This is a genomic window from Paucibacter sp. B51, assembly GCF_027863535.1.
GTDB classification, from domain to species: domain Bacteria; phylum Pseudomonadota; class Gammaproteobacteria; order Burkholderiales; family Burkholderiaceae_C; genus Paucibacter_A; species Paucibacter_A aquatilis.
In genome coordinates, this window is record NZ_JAPIVN010000002.1 from 779,056 (window position 1) to 797,118 (window position 18,063).

General features: G+C 59.0%; 11 protein-coding genes, 2 tRNA genes and 5 rRNA genes. 8 read left to right on the forward strand and 10 right to left on the reverse strand.

What is annotated here, in order from left to right:
* The first annotated feature begins 63 nt into the window (after positions 1 to 63).
* Positions 64 to 2,169, forward strand: coding sequence for an elongation factor G (fusA, locus tag OOB33_RS24360; RefSeq protein ID WP_271010501.1), 2,106 nt, complete (start codon positions 64 to 66; stop codon positions 2,167 to 2,169).
* A gap of 130 nt (positions 2,170 to 2,299) precedes the next feature.
* Complete coding sequence (locus tag OOB33_RS24365; RefSeq protein ID WP_271010502.1) at positions 2,300 to 2,914, forward strand: hypothetical protein; 615 nt, start codon at positions 2,300 to 2,302, stop codon at positions 2,912 to 2,914.
* A gap of 507 nt (positions 2,915 to 3,421) precedes the next feature.
* Here the strand turns inward: OOB33_RS24365 and OOB33_RS24370 are convergent.
* Positions 3,422 to 3,622 (reverse strand): hypothetical protein, encoded by a 201-nt coding sequence (locus tag OOB33_RS24370; RefSeq protein ID WP_271010503.1) that lies wholly within the window; start codon positions 3,620 to 3,622, stop codon positions 3,422 to 3,424.
* A gap of 34 nt (positions 3,623 to 3,656) precedes the next feature.
* Here OOB33_RS24370 and OOB33_RS24375 point away from each other — a divergent pair, with 34 nt between their 5' ends.
* From OOB33_RS24375 to OOB33_RS24390, 4 genes are all read left to right on the forward strand, one after another.
* Positions 3,657 to 3,851: a hypothetical protein gene (locus OOB33_RS24375; protein WP_171829283.1), complete on the forward strand. Its 195-nt coding sequence runs from the start codon at positions 3,657 to 3,659 to the stop codon at positions 3,849 to 3,851.
* Positions 3,852 to 3,887: 36 nt separating this feature from the next.
* Entirely contained in the window at positions 3,888 to 4,154 is a 267-nt protein-coding gene (locus tag OOB33_RS24380) for a hypothetical protein (RefSeq protein ID WP_271010504.1), read from the forward strand.
* Positions 4,155 to 4,386: 232 nt separating this feature from the next.
* Positions 4,387 to 5,229 (forward strand): HDOD domain-containing protein, encoded by an 843-nt coding sequence (locus OOB33_RS24385; protein ID WP_171829284.1) that lies wholly within the window; start codon positions 4,387 to 4,389, stop codon positions 5,227 to 5,229.
* Positions 5,216 to 5,854, forward strand: coding sequence for a methyltransferase domain-containing protein (locus OOB33_RS24390; protein ID WP_271010505.1), 639 nt, complete (start codon positions 5,216 to 5,218; stop codon positions 5,852 to 5,854). The genes OOB33_RS24385 and OOB33_RS24390 overlap by 14 nt, the downstream gene beginning before the upstream one ends.
* Before the next feature lie 28 nt (positions 5,855 to 5,882).
* On the opposite strand, the gene OOB33_RS24395 is transcribed toward OOB33_RS24390, so the two are convergent.
* Complete coding sequence (locus OOB33_RS24395) at positions 5,883 to 6,365, reverse strand: Lrp/AsnC family transcriptional regulator (protein WP_271010506.1); 483 nt, start codon at positions 6,363 to 6,365, stop codon at positions 5,883 to 5,885.
* Positions 6,366 to 6,487: 122 nt separating this feature from the next.
* Between OOB33_RS24395 and hppD the strand changes: the two genes are divergently transcribed.
* Positions 6,488 to 7,612 (forward strand): 4-hydroxyphenylpyruvate dioxygenase, encoded by a 1,125-nt coding sequence (gene hppD / locus OOB33_RS24400; RefSeq protein WP_271010507.1) that lies wholly within the window; start codon positions 6,488 to 6,490, stop codon positions 7,610 to 7,612.
* 105 nt (positions 7,613 to 7,717) lie between these two features.
* Here the strand turns inward: hppD and OOB33_RS24405 are convergent, their stop codons facing one another.
* Entirely contained in the window at positions 7,718 to 8,638 is a 921-nt protein-coding gene (locus tag OOB33_RS24405; protein ID WP_271010508.1) for an esterase/lipase family protein, read from the reverse strand.
* A gap of 58 nt (positions 8,639 to 8,696) precedes the next feature.
* Between OOB33_RS24405 and OOB33_RS24410 the strand changes: the two genes are divergently transcribed.
* The gene (locus OOB33_RS24410; RefSeq protein WP_271010509.1) at positions 8,697 to 9,443 is read left to right on the forward strand and encodes an FFLEELY motif protein; all 747 of its coding nucleotides are present in this window, start codon (positions 8,697 to 8,699) and stop codon (positions 9,441 to 9,443) included.
* A 138-nt stretch (positions 9,444 to 9,581) separates the two neighbouring features.
* Here OOB33_RS24410 and rrf (OOB33_RS24415) read toward each other — a convergent pair.
* The 7 genes from rrf (OOB33_RS24415) to OOB33_RS24445 all read right to left on the reverse strand — a co-directional run.
* Positions 9,582 to 9,694 (reverse strand): 5S ribosomal RNA (gene rrf, locus OOB33_RS24415).
* Between the two features lie 239 nt (positions 9,695 to 9,933).
* Positions 9,934 to 12,814: ribosomal RNA gene (locus OOB33_RS24420) — 23S ribosomal RNA — on the reverse strand.
* 345 nt (positions 12,815 to 13,159) lie between these two features.
* A tRNA-Ala gene (locus OOB33_RS24425) sits at positions 13,160 to 13,235 on the reverse strand.
* 18 nt (positions 13,236 to 13,253) lie between these two features.
* Positions 13,254 to 13,330 (reverse strand) — tRNA-Ile (locus OOB33_RS24430).
* A 182-nt stretch (positions 13,331 to 13,512) separates the two neighbouring features.
* Positions 13,513 to 15,035 (reverse strand): 16S ribosomal RNA (locus tag OOB33_RS24435).
* A gap of 486 nt (positions 15,036 to 15,521) precedes the next feature.
* Positions 15,522 to 15,634 (reverse strand): 5S ribosomal RNA (gene rrf / locus OOB33_RS24440).
* A gap of 239 nt (positions 15,635 to 15,873) precedes the next feature.
* A 23S ribosomal RNA gene (locus OOB33_RS24445) occupies positions 15,874 to 18,063 on the reverse strand; the annotation flags it as partial.

Here is an 18,063-nt window from a genome sequence, read left to right on the forward strand (position 1 = left end):
CGCGCACGCATCCATCACCGCGCCCCACAAAAGCCGGGGCGCCGGAGAGCCAAGGAGACTGCCATGAGCCCGAGCCCGAACGGCGACGCCAGCCGCGCCCCATCCGCCACCGGTGCGCCCCAGTCGCACCTTTCGCCAGCGGTCGCGGCCCTGCGCAGCCTGGCCCTGGTCGGCCCCGCGGCGGCGGGCAAGACCAGCTTGCTGGAGGCCTTGCTGCTGCAGGCCGGCGCCATCACCCAGGCCGGCACGGTGGAGCGCGGCAACACCGTCAGCGATTTCGACCCGCTGGAGCGCCGCTACCAGCAATCCCTGCACAGCAGCGTGGTGCATCTGGAGCATGGCGGCGTGCGCATCCACGCCATCGACACGCCCGGGGCGGCCGATTTCATCGGCCAGTCTCTGCCAGCGCTGGAGGCGGTGGACACGGCGGTGCTGGTGCTCAACGCGCAAAGCGGGCTGGAGCCCATGGCCAGCAAGATGATGGAGACCGCCGCTCAGCGCGGCCTGTGCCGGCTGATCGTGATCAACAAGATCGACCTGGCCGAGCTCGACCTGCCAGGCCTGCTGGCGCAGATCCGCGCGGTGTTCGGGCGTGAATGCCTGCCGCTGAACCTGCCGGCCGAGGGCGGGCGGCGCGTGCTGGACTGCTTCTACAACATCATCGGCCAGGCCGACTTCTCCTCGGTGGGCCAGGCGCACCAGGCATTGGTCGAGCAGGTGGTGGAGGTGGATGCCGCGTTTGTGGATCGTTATCTCAGCGAAGGCGATGTCGACCCGCGCGAGCTTCACGTGCCGCTGGAGCAGGCCTTGCGCGAGGGGCACCTGATCCCGGTCTGCTTCACCTCGGCGCGCAGCGGCGCCGGCGTGGCCGAGCTGCTCGATGTGATCGAGCGCCTGCTGCCCAACCCGGCCGAAGGCAATCCGCCTTTGTTCCTGCGCGGCGAGGGCCCCGAGGCCCTGCCCCTGCAAGCCTTGCCCGAGCCCAGCGCCCATGTGCTGGCCCATGTGTTCAAGATCATCTCCGACCCCTACCTCGGCAAGATGGGCGTGATGCGCGTGCACCAAGGCACGCTGCGCCGTCACAGCCAGCTCTTCATCGGATCGGCGCGCAAGCCCTTCCGCGTTGGCCACCTCTTCCTGCTGCAGGGCGGCCGGCATGTCGAGGTGGAGCAGGCCCTGCCGGGAGAGCTCTGCGCCATCGCCAAGGTCGAGGATCTGCACTACGACGCCGTGCTGCACGACGCGCCCGAGGATGCCCACATCCATCTGCGCCCGCTGGACTTCCCCGTGCCCGTGCATGGCCTGGCCATCCGCCCGGTGCGCCATGGCGACGAACAAAAGCTCTGGGAGCAGCTGAGCCGCCTGGTCGAGGAAGACCCCTGCCTGCGCCTGGACCAAGCCGGCCAAACGCAAGAGACCGTGATCTACGGCCTGGGTGAGCTGCACCTGCGCCTGCTGCTGGAGCGCCTGCGTGAGAGCTACAAATTCGAGCTGCACACCCAGCCGCCCCGCGTGGCTTACCGCGAGACCATCTCGGCCGCCGCCGAAGGGCACTACCGCCACAAGAAGCAGAGCGGCGGCGCCGGCCAGTTCGGCGAGGTCTATCTGCGCGTGGAGCCGCTGGCGCGCGGCGCAGGCTTTGAGTTCGTCGACGCGGTCAAGGGCGGCACCATCCCCGGGCAGTTCATGCCGGCGGTGGAGAAAGGCGTGCGCTCGGCCCTGGACACCGGTGTGGTGGCGGGCTACCCGCTGGTGGACCTGCGGGTGACGGTGTTCGACGGCAAGCACCATTCGGTGGACAGCAAGGAGGTGGCCTTTGTCACCGCCGGCCGGCGCGCCCTGATCGCCGCAGTCCAGGAAGCTCGGCCCCTGGTGCTGGAACCCGTGGTGCATCTGGAAGTCCAGGCGCCGGAAGCCGCGATCGGCGACATCACCGGCGATCTGGCCGCCCGGCGCGGCCAGGTCAACGGCACAGACAGCCCTTGGCCCGGCCGCAGCGTCGTGCGCGGCCTGGCGCCGCTGGCCGAGCTGAGCCAGTACCAGAGCCGCCTCAATGCCCTGAGCAGCGGCCAGGGACGCTACAGCGTGCGGCTCTCTCATTACGAAGCGGTGCCGCCCCACACGCAAAGCCAGCTGATCGCGGCCTACCAGGCACAGGAAGAAGACTGAAGCCTGGCCGAACCGAAGGCATCGACTCTTTATCAAGAAGTCAAAATAACGGCGACACACACCGCGCGGTGCAGGCAGACGCTGAGCCCCGCCCCGGCAAGCCGGATCAACGAGGCTTTATCATAGAGGGATGTCATCCGCCCCCCGGGACGTCGCCCAGATCCGCTTGGACAACGCGATGCTCCTGTTCGAAGAATTCGTCGCCGTCTCCGTCAAGCACCCCGATCCCGCCACCTTGCGTGGACTGGAGCGGCGCTTTGCCGAGCGTTTGCAGATCCAGCCCAGTTACTGGAGCCAGATCAAGAGCCGCTCGCGCCAGATCGGCGAGCGACTGGCGCGCCAGTTCGAGCAGCTCTTCCACAAGCCCCTGGGCTGGATGGATCAGAGCCACGCCGCCGGCGAGCCCGAGACGGCCAGCCTGGAGCGGGAGGCCTCGCCCAGCGTGCCGCAGGACGATGACGAGCGCTTCATCGTCGGCCTGGTGCTGACCTACTACCGCCGCCACCCGCAGCGCGCCCGCACGCGCCTGCTGGACCTGCTCGGCGAGGTGCTGACGCCGCCGCAAGAGGCACCGCCGGCCGGCAAGCTGGCGGCCACCGGACCGGGTAAGACGGCGCCCTTGCCGGTCTTGCCCGCCAGCCCGTCATCGCGCAGCTCGGCCCCAGCCACTGGCGGCGCGGCCGAGCTCGATGAGTGGCGCCGCCTGCAGCAAGGCATTGCGCCGCTGAAACCGAAGAAGCGCTGAGCGCAGCGCTCGAGCAACGCAGCGGGCCTGGCACCAGTGCCAGTGCCAGTGCCAGTGCCAGTGCCTGCGCCGGCGTCGCGATCGATCGCACCAAGGTGCACGTCTCCGCCCCACAGCCGAGCCGCCTTCAACGCCGCTTGGCGCGTCCATCCACCCCACACAGGGGCCTGAATCCAGCCCCCGCCTCCTGGCCGGGCGGAACTCGGGCCGTGGCGGCTTGCGCACATTTCTTTATCTCTTTTGATAAAAAGTATATGCACAAGATAAACAGTCGTTTATCATTTGCTCAAGCGAGCGGATCGCGGCGCACCCCAAGCAAGGCGCCGCTCGTGAAGGTCCCCCTCCCCCTGTCTTAACCGGGAGCTGCCCGCCCCCGCTAGCGCTGGAGTCCAGCCAGGCACATCCCCGCCAAGGGATGCCCCCCCGGCGTCTCCACCCAGCGCCCTGCGATGCGCCGGCCCAGTGCCCACCGTCGCTCGGTCCGCACCGAGTCTTTCGCGAGTCAGTTCAAGCGTTCTCTGCGCCTTGCGCGGCACTGAAGCGATTCAGCGCCACCAGGCCGAGCCGCTGCATGGAGTTCCGGCGGGTGCCTGCCCTGGAGGGCAGCGCCATGCCCCAGATGGTTTTGTTTCTTGTTGGCTGCACCCAGTCGAGCTGCCGCATGGCCAAAACCGATGTTTCGGTCGTTTTCTTGACCTTGCCACCCACCGGGCGCGCTGTACGGCGCCCAGGAGATTGCCACATGACCCAGTTCACCTCACCCCGCCCGCTGAACCTGCGCCTGCAAAAGCCCCGCAATCCGCTGGTGGCGCCGGCGCTGATGCGACAGGCCGGCAAACACGGCCACCAGCAACACGAGGTTCGCCTGCGCCAAGCCGCGCAACGCGAGCTGCGACAAGAAATCTTGCGCGTCGGCAGGCCCGACGCCAGCCCCTGAATCCAAGGCCTTGCGAGGCCGAAGTGGAGAACCATCATGATGCGTTTGCGAGAACTGAGCGGCCCGGACGTGACGGCCGAAGACTACGAGATCACCCATGAAGCCTGGCGCTGGCGCGCCGCCCGCGTGCTGCTGAGCGCCAGCGCCGGGCTGACCCGCCTGGCCCTGCTGGTGCACCAGGTGCGCGCCGTGCGCCGGCGCCGGCCCGAACTGGAGTTCTATGCGGAGGCGGGCGCGCCGGAAGGTGCGCTCTACGCCGATGGGGTGCGGGTGGGCACCTTGCCCGGAGTGAGGCGGCTTTAGCGGCGCTCACCTACCCCAAGTGAGCCCAGCGCCGGCACCGGCGCAGCCAAGCAAGCAGCCGCGGGATCCGCTGCGCGGCATCCGTTGATGCTCGGCCGGACGAAACCGATGGGCGCGGGCGCGCACAAGTGCACGGCAGATGCGACGGCGGGTGTGCGGGCGGCGGCCGCGGGTTTCAAGATGAAGCTCCGGCCGCCGATATACGATCCAACACCTTTTGCCCAAGCCCGCCATGTCTGCGCCAGTCCCGATGCCTCCGCTGCGCCAAGCGCCGCCCGATTTGCCCAGTTGGGTGGCGCTGTTCCGTGACGCCGAAATCCCGGTGCTGGCCGAGACCGCCGATGCGCTGGAACTGCTGCGCGCCAATGAAGACGCGGTGGACGCAAACAGCCTCGGCGAGATGATCGCCACCGATCCGCTGATGACGCTCAAGGTCTTGGCCCATGCCGCCGCGCACCGCTCCAGCCGCCTGCAGACCGATGCGGAAACGGTGACCGCGGCCCTGGTGCTGATGGGCATCACGCCCTTTTTCCGTGACTTCGGGCCCCAGCCCACGGTCGAGGATCAGCTGGCCAGCACACCCTATGCCCTGGACGGTTTGCAACGCGTGTTGCGCCGCGCCGACCGGGCCGCGCGCTTTGCACTCGGCTTTGCCGTGCACCGCCTGGACCCGGATGCCGCGGTCATCCACAGCGCGGCCTTGCTGCATGATTTCGCCGAGATGCTGCTGTGGATCCACGCGCCGGAACTGGCCCAGCACATCCGGCTGCGCCAGCAAGCCGACCGACATCTGCGCAGCGTGGCGGTCCAAAAGGAAGTGCTGCACATCGAGCTGGCCGATCTCGAGCAGGCCTTGATGCAGGCCTGGCATCTGCCGGAGCTGCTGCGCCACATCACCAATGACAAGCGCGCCAACGACCCGCAGGTGCTGTGCGTCAAGCTGGCCGTGCGCCTGGCTCGCCACACGGCCGATGGCTGGGACGATGAGGCGGTCCCGGACGATCTGAGCGAAATCGCCGCCCTGCTGAACCTGAGTCTGGAAGCCACGCTGAAGTTGCTGCATGAGTTCGACTGACACGCCGCCCACCGCCAAACCCGCCGGCCCTTCAAAAGCCTTCTGGCAGGAGCGCTTTGAGCAGGGCCAGACACCCTGGGACCGAGGCGAGGCCCACCCGCAGCTGCGGGCCTGGCTGGCGCAGGGCTTGCTGCAAGACGGGCACGCCATCGCCATCCCAGGCTGCGGCCGGGGGCATGAACTGCGCCTGCTGGGCGAAGCCGGCATTGCTGCCGTGGGCCTGGACTACACACCCGCCGCCGTCGAATTGGCGCGAGTTCTTCTGGGCGGCCTTCCGGGCCGTGTGGAGCTGGCCGATGTGCTGGCTTGGCAGCCAGCTGAGGCGCTGGACCGCGTGTACGAACAAACCTGCTTGTGCGCCCTGCATCCGGATCACTGGCTGCGCTACGCGGAACAGCTGCACAGCTGGCTCAAGCCCGGCGGGCTGTTGCTCGCCTTGTTCATGCAGGCGCGCCGTGACAGCGCCGGCAGTGGCGTGGTCGAAGGGCCGCCCTACCATGGCGACATCAACGCCATGCGCGCCTTGTTCCCCGCTTCTCGTTGGGACTGGCCGGCGCCACCCTACCCGATCACCCCACACGGCCAGGGCTGGGCCGAGCTGGGCGTGGTGCTGCGCCGGCGCTGAAACTCAGCACGTGGCCGCAGCCCGCGGCTCACACCGGCACGGCGGTGGTGTTCTTGACCCGGTCCAGCACGAAGCTGGTTTTGCAGTCCTGCACGCTGGGATGCTTGAGCAGGGTCTCGGTGATGAAGCGGGCGTAATGCGCCATGTCCTGGACCACCACACGCAGCAGATAGTCCATATCGCCGGTCAAGGCCGCGCATTCCACCACTTCCGGCCAGGTCTGAACCGCGGCGCGGAACAGGTCCATGGGGTTGCGCTTGTGGGTTTCGGTGTGCTTTTCGAGCCGCACATTGATGTAGGCCGTCAGCCCCAAGCCGACCCGCTCGGGCGGCACCAGGGCCACATAGGCTGAGATGGCGCCGGATTCCTCCAGGCGGCGCACCCGGCGCAGCACGGCCGAGGCGGAGAGATTGACCTGCGCGGCCAGGGCATCGTATGTGACGCGCCCGTCAACCTGCAACGCCCTCAAAATGCGTCGATCAATCGTGTCGAGCTGGATCTCGTTTTCCATCTTCAGGTTCTCCGCAGTATTGCTGCGCACATCGCGGCGGCGCCGCGAGTTTTAGCATGAATCCTGCGCCCACTCCAGCCTACAGTCTTGACCCATCGTAAGACTTTTCAGAAAGAGACATCATGGCCTTCACACCATGGGACAACCCGATGGGCACCAACGGCTTCGAGTTCATTGAATTCGCAGCGCCGGAACCCGCTGCCCTGGGCAAGCTGTTCGAAACCATGGGCTTCACCGCCGTGGCTCGCCATCGCCAGAAGAATGTCACCCTGTACCGCCAGGGCGATGTGAACTTCATCATCAACGCCGAGACCGACTCTTTTGCCCAGCGCTTTGCGCGCCTGCACGGCCCGTCCATCTGCGCCATTGCCTTCCGCGTCAATGACGCGGCCTACGCCTACCAACGCGCGCTGGAGCTGGGCGCCTGGGGCTTTGACAACAAGGCCGGCCCGATGGAGCTGAACATCCCGGCCATCAAGGGCATTGGGGATTCGCTGATCTATTTCGTCGACCGCTGGCAAGGCAAGGACGGCGCCCCGGACGGCGCCATCGGCAACATCAGCATCTACGACGTCGACTTCGTGCCCCTGCTGGATGCCGGGGGCAAGCCGGTCGAGTCCAAACCGGTCGGCCATGGCCTGACCTATATCGACCACCTGACCCACAACGTCTTCCGTGGCCGGATGAAGGAGTGGGCCGATTTCTACGAGCGCCTGTTCAACTTCCGCGAAGTGCGCTACTTCGACATCGAGGGCAAGCTGACCGGCCTCAAGTCCAAGGCCATGACCAGCCCCTGCGGCAAGATCCGCATCCCGATCAACGAAAGCAGCGACGACAAGAGCCAGATCGCCGAGTACCTGGATCTCTACCACGGCGAAGGCATCCAGCACGTGGCGCTGGGCACCGACCACATCTACTCGACCGTCGAGAAGATGAAGGGCACGGGCGTGGTGTTCCAGGACACCATCAACACCTACTTCGACCTGATCGACAAGCGCCTGCCGGGCCATGGCGAAAACGTGGAAGAGCTGCGCCGCCTGCGCATCCTGATCGACGGCGCGGCCCACCTGGACGCGCCAAACGAGTTGCTGCTGCAGATCTTCACCAAGGAAGTGATTGGCCCGATCTTCTTCGAGATCATCCAGCGCAAGGGCAACGAAGGTTTCGGCGAAGGCAATTTCAAGGCCTTGTTCGAAAGCATCGAGCTCGACCAGATCCGCCGCGGCGTCCTCAAGGCTGAGGACTGATCTTCAGCCTGCGGATCGATTCCGTCTGCCCCGGGTGAAGTCACACAGCCTTACCCGCGGACTTGAGCCCCGAGCAGCATTGCGCTGCCTGGGGCTTTTTTCTGTTCATGCGGCCAAAGCCGGACCCGACTCGGGCTCCAACTGCAGCAGACGCCACACATCCTGTTGGATCTGCGGATGGAAAACCAAGCCCAGGTGTCCCGTGGACTCGATCTCGATGGAGCGCGCTCCCGGCAAACGAGCGCTCTCCACCGGGCAGACGATCTGGTCACAGCGCGAGTAGTAACAATCCATTTCTGCTGCTACAGCAGGACTTTCTTGAGCTGCCAGCTCCGCCAGCCATTTGCTGTGACGGCGCATTTCTTGCCCGTTGCGCCCTCGGCCCAAGCGGGCGAGCAAGGTACCCGCATGCGGCGTGCCAAGCGTCAGAATGCGCGCCACCCGGCCTTCGCGCCCCTGCTTTCGGTACCAAGCGCGCACTGCCAGCCCGCCCATGCTGTGGGCGACCACCAGCGGTTCCACACCGGGATAGCGCTGTTCGAACTCTGAAACAGCGTGCTCAATGCTCTGCGCATACTCATCGATCGACCCAAAGGCTGGCTCCATCGTCAACGCCCGGACAGGCACCCCCGACGCCGACAAGCCGCGCAACCAAGAGTTCCAAAGGCCCCGATTGCAGGTGTAGCCGTGCAGAAGCAACAGCGGTCGAAAGCGCCCAGAGTACGGTGGGCTGGTATCGGGCCACCGGGCATGAGCGAACGGCTGCTGCCATGCAAACACCATATCCAGGGCCAACAACTCGGTCCACCACGCGCGAATCAGAGCCCCCCAGCTTGGCGGCTCCTTGCGATTCACCCATCGTAATGCGGCGAACGACACGGCCATGAAGGGCGCGTGAGCCCAGAAGACCAGGACCGAAAGGCCAAACTCTAGGCCCCAACCATAGGCCCGCCAGATCAGGGTCATCACAGCCGCAGTGACCAACAGACGCAAGAAGAGTTGCCAACGTTGCAGTTTCGCGTTCATGGCCTCAGTGTAGGCGGGAGAAAATGGCGAGCTTCCGGCTTCAACGAGTCCAAGGACGATGTCCCGCCCACATTCCGAGACGATTCTTTCCCATCTGCATGAGGTTGAACGGCAGCGCGAATATCGACTGAGCATCCCAGGTCTGCCGCAAATGACAGAACAACTGAAGCAGTTTCAACAAATGCGCTTTCGCCGCAGCTATGCCGATCTGCTCGCGCATCCGCGCTACACAGGCGCGGCGCAGTTCTTTCTTGACCATCTCTATGGCCCGGGCGACTTCAGTCGTAGAGACGCACAGTTTGCACGCGTGGTGCCAACCGTGGTTCGACTCTTCCCGAGTGATGTGGTGAGCACAGTGGCGAAGCTTGCCGAACTGCACGCCCTGTCGGAAGACCTGGACACTCGCATGGCTGAAGAACTATTTGCCGACGGGGATCAGATATCCCCAGAGGCCTACCTTCAGGCTTGGCAAAAGACCGGCATGCGCGAACAACGAGAGATGCAGATTGAATTGACCATCCAGATCGGCGCCGAACTCGAGCGATTGACGCGCAAGCCTTTGCTCCGCCAAGCATTGCGCATGATGCGAGGCCCGGCCGGCGCAGCGGGGCTGACCGAACTGCAGAGTTTCCTTGAAGTCGGTTTCGACACCTTCAGAGCCATGAAAGGCGCAGATGAGTTCCTGAGCACCGTGGATCGTCGAGAACGGGCCTTGTGCGACGCATTGTTCGAGACGTCAGTTCTGGGACGGAGCGCGAAAGAGAACTCCGACCTTGCCCAAATCAGGCGGTACTTCTCGGCGTGATCCTTCTGAGCTGGGCATCGAACATCGGCTCGCCAGCGTCTGAGATCCAAAACGATGCAAAGTTGAACCACGCAACGTCGGCTCCACAAAGCAAAACGCCCCCGATTCTTTCGAACCGGGGGCGTTGCTTAAATATTAGCCTGACGATGACCTACTTTCACACGGGAACCCGCACTATCATCGGCGCTGAGGCATTTCACTGTCCTGTTCGGGATGGGAAGGAGTGGGACCGCCTCGCTATGGTCATCAGGCTTAACTGGTTGGCTTGCTGAAGTCTCGTCAGAGATTTTCAACAGGCCCAATTTGTAGAGCTGCGCAGTATACATGAGTTTGTCATGTATTGCACTTCGAATCAGCTGGTTTTGATTGCGTTCACACGTTGGATCATTTCGTTGAATGATCTGACTTCTGAAGAACGGTATAACTTGTGTCCTCAATAATCCTTGATCAGACCGGCTGATGTTTCCATCGCCTGAACTGTCAAAGTTATAGGGTCAAGCCTCACGGGCAATTAGTACTGGTTAGCTTAACGCATTACTGCGCTTCCACACCCAGCCTATCAACGTCCTGGTCTCGAACGACCCTTCAGGGGGCTCAAGGCCCCGGCAAGACTCATCTTGAGACGAGTTTCCCGCTTAGATGCTTTCAGCGGTTATCTCTTCCGCACTTAGCTACTCGGCGATGCCACTGGCGTGACAACCGATACACCAGAGGTGCGTCCACTCCGGTCCTCTCGTACTAGGAGCAGGCTCTCTCAATCTTGCAGCGCCCACGGAAGATAGGGACCAAACTGTCTCACGACGTTTTAAACCCAGCTCACGTACCTCTTTAAATGGCGAACAGCCATACCCTTGGGACCGGCTACAGCCCCAGGATGAGATGAGCCGACATCGAGGTGCCAAACACCGCCGTCGATATGAACTCTTGGGCGGTATCAGCCTGTTATCCCCAGAGTACCTTTTATCCGTTGAGCGATGGCCCTTCCATACAGAACCACCGGATCACTTTGTCCTACTTTCGTACCTGCTCGACTTGTCAGTCTCGCAGTCAAGCACGCTTATGCCAATGCACTATCAACACGATTTCCGACCGTATTTAGCGTACCTTCGAACTCCTCCGTTACACTTTGGGAGGAGACCGCCCCAGTCAAACTGCCCACCATACACTGTCCCCAATCCCGATAAGGGACCAAGGTTAGAACCTCAAACACACCAGGGTGGTATTTCAACGTTGGCTCCATGAGAACTAGCGTCCTCACTTCAAAGCCTCCCACCTATCCTACACAGATCTGTTCAAAGTCCAATGTAAAGCTACAGTAAAGGTTCATGGGGTCTTTCCGTCTTTCCGCGGGGAGATTGCATCATCACAAACATTTCAACTTCGCTGAGTCTCTGGAGGAGACAGTGTGGCCATCATTACTCCATTCGTGCAGGTCGGAACTTACCCGACAAGGAATTTCGCTACCTTAGGACCGTTATAGTTACGGCCGCCGTTTACTGGGACTTCAGTCAAGAGCTTGCACCCCATCATTTAATCTTCCAGCACCGGGCAGGAGTCACACCCTATACGTCGACTTTCGTCTTTGCAGAGTGCTGTGTTTTTAATAAACAGTTGCAGCCACCGATTCTCTGCGGCCCCATTCTGCTTCGAGAGTAAATCTCTACACATACTAGAGGCACACCTTCTTCCGAAGTTACGGTGTCAATTTGCCGAGTTCCTTCTCCAGAGTTCTCTCAAGCGCCTTAGAATACTCATCTCGCGCACCAGTGTCGGTTTGCGGTACGGTCGTCAATAGCTGAAGCTTAGTGGCTTTTCCTGGAAGCAGGGTATCACTCACTTCGTCTGCAAGCAGACTCGTTATCACGCCTCATCTAAGCTCTCCGGATTTGCCTAAAGAGCACGACTACACGCTTGAACCAACTATTCCAACAGTTGGCTGAGCTAACCTTCTCCGTCCCCACATCGCACTATTGATCGGTACAGGAATATTTACCTGTTTCCCATCAGCTACGCATCTCTGCCTCGCCTTAGGGGCCGACTCACCCTACGCCGATGAACGTTGCGTAGGAAACCTTGCGCTTTCGGCGAGGGGGCTTTTCACCCCCTTTAACGCTACTCATGTCAGCATTCGCACTTCTGATACCTCCAGCAGGCTTCACAACCCACCTTCACAGGCTTACAGAACGCTCTCCTACCACGTGCAATAAATTGCACATCCGCAGCTTCGGTAACTGGCTTAGCCCCGTTACATCTTCCGCGCAGGACGACTCGATCAGTGAGCTATTACGCTTTCTTTAAATGATGGCTGCTTCTAAGCCAACATCCTGACTGTTTTAGCCTTCCCACTTCGTTTCCCACTTAGCCAATTTTGGGGACCTTAGCTGGCGGTCTGGGTTGTTTCCCTCTTGAGTCCGGACGTTAGCACCCGGTGCTCTGTCTCCCAAGCTGTACTCATCGGTATTCGGAGTTTGCAATGGTTTGGTAAGTCGCCATGACCCCCTAGCCATAACAGTGCTCTACCCCCGATGGTAATACTTGAGGCACTACCTAAATAGTTTTCGGAGAGAACCAGCTATTTCCAAGTTTGTTTAGCCTTTCACCCCTATCCACAGCTCATCCGCTAATTTTGCAACATTAGTCGGTTCGGACCTCCAGCACCTGTTACGGTACCTTCATCCTGGCCATGGATAGATCACTTGGTTTCGGGTCTACACCCAGCGACTAATTCGCCCTATTCGGACTCGATTTCTCTACGGCTTCCCTATTCGGTTAACCTCGCCACTGAATGTAAGTCGCTGACCCATTATACAAAAGGTACGCAGTCACCCTTGCGGGCTCCTACTTTTTGTATGCATGCGGTTTCAGGATCTATTTCACTCCCCTCCCGGGGTTCTTTTCGCCTTTCCCTCACGGTACTAGTTCACTATCGGTCGATTACGAGTATTTAGCCTTGGAGGATGGTCCCCCCATATTCAGACAGGATTTCTCGTGTCCCGCCCTACTTGTCTTACGCTTAGTTCCACACCGCAGCATTCTCATACGGGGCTATCACCCGCTATGGCCGGACTTTCCATTCCGTTCTGATATACACGATGCTAAAACGTAAAGGCTACTCCAATTTCGCTCGCCGCTACTTTCGGAATCTCGGTTGATGTCTTTTCCTCGAGCTACTGAGATGTTTCAGTTCACCCGGTTCGCCACAATGACCTATGTATTCAGTCAGAGTTACCCCTCGCGGGGTGGGTTTCCCCATTCGGAAATCTCCGGATCAAAGCTAATTTGCCAGCTCCCCGAAGCTTATCGCAGGCTATCACGTCCTTCGTCGCCTGTAATCGCCAAGGCATCCACCACATGCACTTAGTCACTTGACCCTATAACTTTGACAGCGCTGACTGCACTGTCGTCAAGGACTCGTACAGAGCCTCTCAGCTCCATACGTTTATTGAGTATTCACGCGTTACGCCGTTCTTCATATCTAAACAATTTCTTGCTCAGTTGAAGTCTTGTGTTTGACGCAATCAAAAGCTACTAGCGGCACGGTACGCTCACCCCCTTTACGAGATGGCGCTTTCCGCTAGCAGCGCTGATTCGACTCTACAAATTGTTAAAGAACAACAGCCGACTCTTTCGAGCCTTATGACTGACAAACCAGAACAACCGCTCACGCCTTCGCGCAACGGATGCTTTGGTTTGTCAACCATGCCTTCAGAGTAAATTGGTGGAGGATGACGGGATCGAACCGACGACCCCCTGCTTGCAAAGCAGGTGCTCTCCCAGCTGAGCTAATCCCCCGGGATCTCTTCAAATCCGTGGTGGGTCTGGCTGGATTCGAACCAGCGACCCCCGCCTTATCAAGACGGTGCTCTAACCGACTGAGCTACAGACCCACGCGTTTCTTGCGTGCACTGCCTCTCAGTAACGCTCGCCTGTTGAGGCCAGCTCGGCAGGCTCACGCTATTACTCTGATGTTGTATTCACAGCCGATAAGTGTGGGCGCTTAAAAATGAGTCATGTGGATCTCGCTGGTCATCTGCTGCACGCAGCAAACAACTGCTCGACCATTTTCTAGAAAGGAGGTGATCCAGCCGCACCTTCCGATACGGCTACCTTGTTACGACTTCACCCCAGTCACGAACCCTGCCGTGGTAATCGCCCCCTTGCGGTTAGGCTAACTACTTCTGGCAGAACCCGCTCCCATGGTGTGACGGGCGGTGTGTACAAGACCCGGGAACGTATTCACCGCGGCAAGCTGATCCGCGATTACTAGCGATTCCGACTTCACGCAGTCGAGTTGCAGACTACGATCCGGACTACGACCGGTTTTCTGGGATTAGCTCCCCCTCGCGGGTTGGCAGCCCTCTGTACCGGCCATTGTATGACGTGTGTAGCCCTACCCATAAGGGCCATGATGACCTGACGTCATCCCCACCTTCCTCCGGTTTGTCACCGGCAGTCTCATTAGAGTGCCCTTTCGTAGCAACTAATGACAAGGGTTGCGCTCGTTGCGGGACTTAACCCAACATCTCACGACACGAGCTGACGACGGCCATGCAGCACCTGTGTCCAGGTTCTCTTTCGAGCACTCCCACATCTCTGCAGGATTCCTGGCATGTCAAGGGTAGGTAAGGTTTTTCGCGTTGCATCGAATTAAACCACATCATCCACCGCTTGTGCGGGTCCCCGTCAATTCCTTTGAGTTTCAACCTTGCGGCCGTACTCCCCAGGCGGTCAACTTCACGCGTTAGCTACGTTACTGAGAAGAAACCCTCCCAACAACCAGTTGACATCGTTTAGGGCGTGGACTACCAGGGTATCTAATCCTGTTTGCTCCCCACGCTTTCGTGCATGAGCGTCAGTACAGGCCCAGGGGATTGCCTTCGCCATCGGTGTTCCTCCGCATATCTACGCATTTCACTGCTACACGCGGAATTCCATCCCCCTCTGCCGTACTCTAGCTATGCAGTCACAAAGGCAGTTCCCAGGTTGAGCCCGGGGATTTCACCTCTGTCTTGCATAACCGCCTGCGCACGCTTTACGCCCAGTAATTCCGATTAACGCTTGCACCCTACGTATTACCGCGGCTGCTGGCACGTAGTTAGCCGGTGCTTATTCTTCAGGTACCGTCATTAAGTCTCTGTATTAGAGAAACTCGTTTCTTCCCTGACAAAAGCGGTTTACAACCCGAAGGCCTTCTTCCCGCACGCGGCATGGCTGGATCAGACTTGCGTCCATTGTCCAAAATTCCCCACTGCTGCCTCCCGTAGGAGTCTGGGCCGTGTCTCAGTCCCAGTGTGGCTGGTCGTCCTCTCAGACCAGCTACAGATCGTCGCCTTGGTGGGCTTTTACCCCACCAACTAGCTAATCTGATATCGGCCGCTCCAATCGCGCGAGGCCTTACGGTCCCCCGCTTTCACCCTCAGGTCGTATGCGGTATTAGCCACTCTTTCGAGTAGTTATCCCCCACGACTGGGCACGTTCCGATACATTACTCACCCGTTCGCCACTCGTCAGCTTAACCTGTTACCGTTCGACTTGCATGTGTAAGGCATGCCGCCAGCGTTCAATCTGAGCCAGGATCAAACTCTACAGTTCGATCTTGATTTACTCAACGGAATCGACAAAACCATTTACATGATTCCATCTAATTTCCGTGAGCGTTTAAAGTCTAAGAGACTTGATACTCGTCACCGAGCATCAAAACTCACCTTCAAACGCCCACGCTTATCGGCTGTTAATTTTTTAAAGAACCAAGAGAGCCAAGCTCATCTTGACAAGACCGACTCGCATCGAGTCTTGCGTCCGTCGACTGCTTTGCAGCTCGTCAACAGCACAGAAGCGAGATTATGACTGATGTTTTTACTATCGTCAACACCTATTGCATGCGATTTTCATCAGCCTGCAACTTCTGCTCTGCTTACCATCAGGCCTAGCCTGGCGGGATCCACAGATGCAAACGCTGCCACACACCAGGCAGACTTCGCTTGCATCTAGGGACCGAGTGCCCGACCTGCCTTAGCAGACCCACACTCAGAGACAGAAACGCCCGGCCATGTGACCGGGCGTTTTGCATAGATATTAGCCTGACGATGACCTACTTTCACACGGGAACCCGCACTATCATCGGCGCTGAGGCATTTCACTGTCCTGTTCGGGATGGGAAGGAGTGGGACCGCCTCGCTATGGTCATCAGGCTTAACTGGTTGGCTTGCTGAAGTCTCGTCAGAGATTTTCAACAGGCCCAATTTGTAGAGCTGCGCAGTATACATGAGTTTGTCATGTATTGCACTTCGAATCAGCTGGTTTTGATTGCGTTCACACGTTGGATCATTTCGTTGAATGATCTGACTTCTGAAGAACGGTATAACTTGTGTCCTCAATAATCCTTGATCAGACCGGCTGATGTTTCCATCGCCTGAACTGTCAAAGTTATAGGGTCAAGCCTCACGGGCAATTAGTACTGGTTAGCTTAACGCATTACTGCGCTTCCACACCCAGCCTATCAACGTCCTGGTCTCGAACGACCCTTCAGGGGCTCAAGGCCCCGGCAAGACTCATCTTGAGACGAGTTTCCCGCTTAGATGCTTTCAGCGGTTATCTCTTCCGCACTTAGCTACTCGGCGATGCCACTGGCGTGACAACCGATACACCAGAGGTGCGTCCACTCCGGTCCTCTCGTACTAGGAGCAGGCTCTCTCAATCTTGCAGCGCCCACGGAAGATAGGGACCAAACTGTCTCACGACGTTTTAAACCCAGCTCACGTACCTCTTTAAATGGCGAACAGCCATACCCTTGGGACCGGCTACAGCCCCAGGATGAGATGAGCCGACATCGAGGTGCCAAACACCGCCGTCGATATGAACTCTTGGGCGGTATCAGCCTGTTATCCCCAGAGTACCTTTTATCCGTTGAGCGATGGCCCTTCCATACAGAACCACCGGATCACTTTGTCCTATTCGTACCTGCTCGACTTGTCAGTCTCGCAGTCAAGCACGCTTATGCCAATGCACTATCAACACGATTTCCGACCGTATTTAGCGTACCTTCGAACTCCTCCGTTACACTTTGGGAGGAGACCGCCCCAGTCAAACTGCCCACCATACACTGTCCCCAATCCCGATAAGGGACCAAGGTTAGAACCTCAAACACACCAGGGTGGTATTTCAACGTTGGCTCCATGAGAACTAGCGTCCTCACTTCAAAGCCTCCCACCTATCCTACACAGATCTGTTCAAAGTCCAATGTAAAGCTACAGTAAAGGTTCATGGGGTCTTTCCGTCTTTCCGCGGGGAGATTGCATCATCACAAACATTTCAACTTCGCTGAGTCTCTGGAGGAGACAGTGTGGCCATCATTACTCCATTCGTGCAGGTCGGAACTTACCCGACAAGGAATTTCGCTACCTTAGGACCGTTATAGTTACGGCCGCCGTTTACTGGGACTTCAGTCAAGAGCTTGCACCCCATCATTTAATCTTCCAGCACCGGGCAGGAGTCACACCCTATACGTCGACTTTCGTCTTTGCAGAGTGCTGTGTTTTTAATAAACAGTTGCAGCCACCGATTCTCTGCGGCCCCATTCTGCTTCGAGAGTAAATCTCTACACATACTAGAGGCACACCTTCTTCCGAAGTTACGGTGTCAATTTGCCGAGTTCCTTCTCCAGAGTTCTCTCAAGCGCCTTAGAATACTCATCTCGCGCACCAGTGTCGGTTTGCGGTACGGTCGTCAATAGCTGAAGCTTAGTGGCTTTTCCTGGAAGCAGGGTATCACTCACTTCGTCTGCAAGCAGACTCGTTATCACGCCTCATCTAAGCTCTCCGGATTTGCCTAAAGAGCACGACTACACGCTTGAACCAACTATTCCAACAGTTGGCTGAGCTAACCTTCTCCGTCCCCACATCGCACTATTGATCGGTACAGGAATATTTACCTGTTTCCCATCAGCTACGCATCTCTGCCTCGCCTTAGGGGCCGACTCACCCTACGCCGATGAACGTTGCGTAGGAAACCTTGCGCTTTCGGCGAGGGGGCTTTTCACCCCCTTTAACGCTACTCATGTCAGCATTCGCACTTCTGATACCTCCAGCAGGCTTCACAACCCACCTTCACAGGCTTACAGAACGCTCTCCTACCACGTGCACATTGCACATCCGCAGCTTCGGTAACTGGCTTAGCCCCGTTACATCTTCCGCGCAGGACGACTCGATCAGTGAGCTATTACGCTTTCTTTAAATGATGGCTGCTTCTAAGCCAACATCCTGACTGTTTTAGCCTTCCCACTTCGTTTCCCACTTAGCCAATTTTGGGGACCTTAGCTGGCGGTCTGGGTTGTTTCCCTCTTGAGGTTAGCACCCGGTGCTCTGTCGCCCAAGCTGTACTCATCGGTATTCGGAGTTTGCAATGGTTTGGTAAGTCGCCATGACCCCCTAGCCATAACAGTGCTCTACGGTAATACTTGAGGCACTACCTAAATAGTTTTCGGAGAGAACCAGCTATTTCCAAGTTTGTTTAGCCTTTCACCCCTATCCACAGCTCATCCGCTACAGGATCTATTTCACTCCCCTCCCGGGGTTCTTTTCGCCTCGTAAAGGCTACTCCAATTTCGCTCGCCGCTACTTTC

Excerpts from the sequence above, each read along its gene's own strand:
- fusA (WP_271010501.1), top strand. The coding sequence starts at position 64 with ATGAGCCCGAGCCCGAACGGCGACGCCAGCCGCGCCCCATCCGCCACC.
- OOB33_RS24365 (WP_271010502.1), top strand. The coding sequence starts at position 2,300 with ATGTCATCCGCCCCCCGGGACGTCGCCCAGATCCGCTTGGACAACGCG.
- OOB33_RS24375 (WP_171829283.1), top strand. The coding sequence starts at position 3,657 with ATGACCCAGTTCACCTCACCCCGCCCGCTGAACCTGCGCCTGCAAAAG.
- OOB33_RS24380 (WP_271010504.1), top strand. The coding sequence starts at position 3,888 with ATGATGCGTTTGCGAGAACTGAGCGGCCCGGACGTGACGGCCGAAGAC.
- OOB33_RS24385 (WP_171829284.1), top strand. The coding sequence starts at position 4,387 with ATGTCTGCGCCAGTCCCGATGCCTCCGCTGCGCCAAGCGCCGCCCGAT.
- OOB33_RS24390 (WP_271010505.1), top strand. The coding sequence starts at position 5,216 with ATGAGTTCGACTGACACGCCGCCCACCGCCAAACCCGCCGGCCCTTCA.
- OOB33_RS24395 (WP_271010506.1), bottom strand. The coding sequence starts at position 6,365 with ATGGAAAACGAGATCCAGCTCGACACGATTGATCGACGCATTTTGAGG.
- hppD (WP_271010507.1), top strand. The coding sequence starts at position 6,488 with ATGGCCTTCACACCATGGGACAACCCGATGGGCACCAACGGCTTCGAG.
- OOB33_RS24405 (WP_271010508.1), bottom strand. The coding sequence starts at position 8,638 with ATGAACGCGAAACTGCAACGTTGGCAACTCTTCTTGCGTCTGTTGGTC.
- OOB33_RS24410 (WP_271010509.1), top strand. The coding sequence starts at position 8,697 with ATGTCCCGCCCACATTCCGAGACGATTCTTTCCCATCTGCATGAGGTT.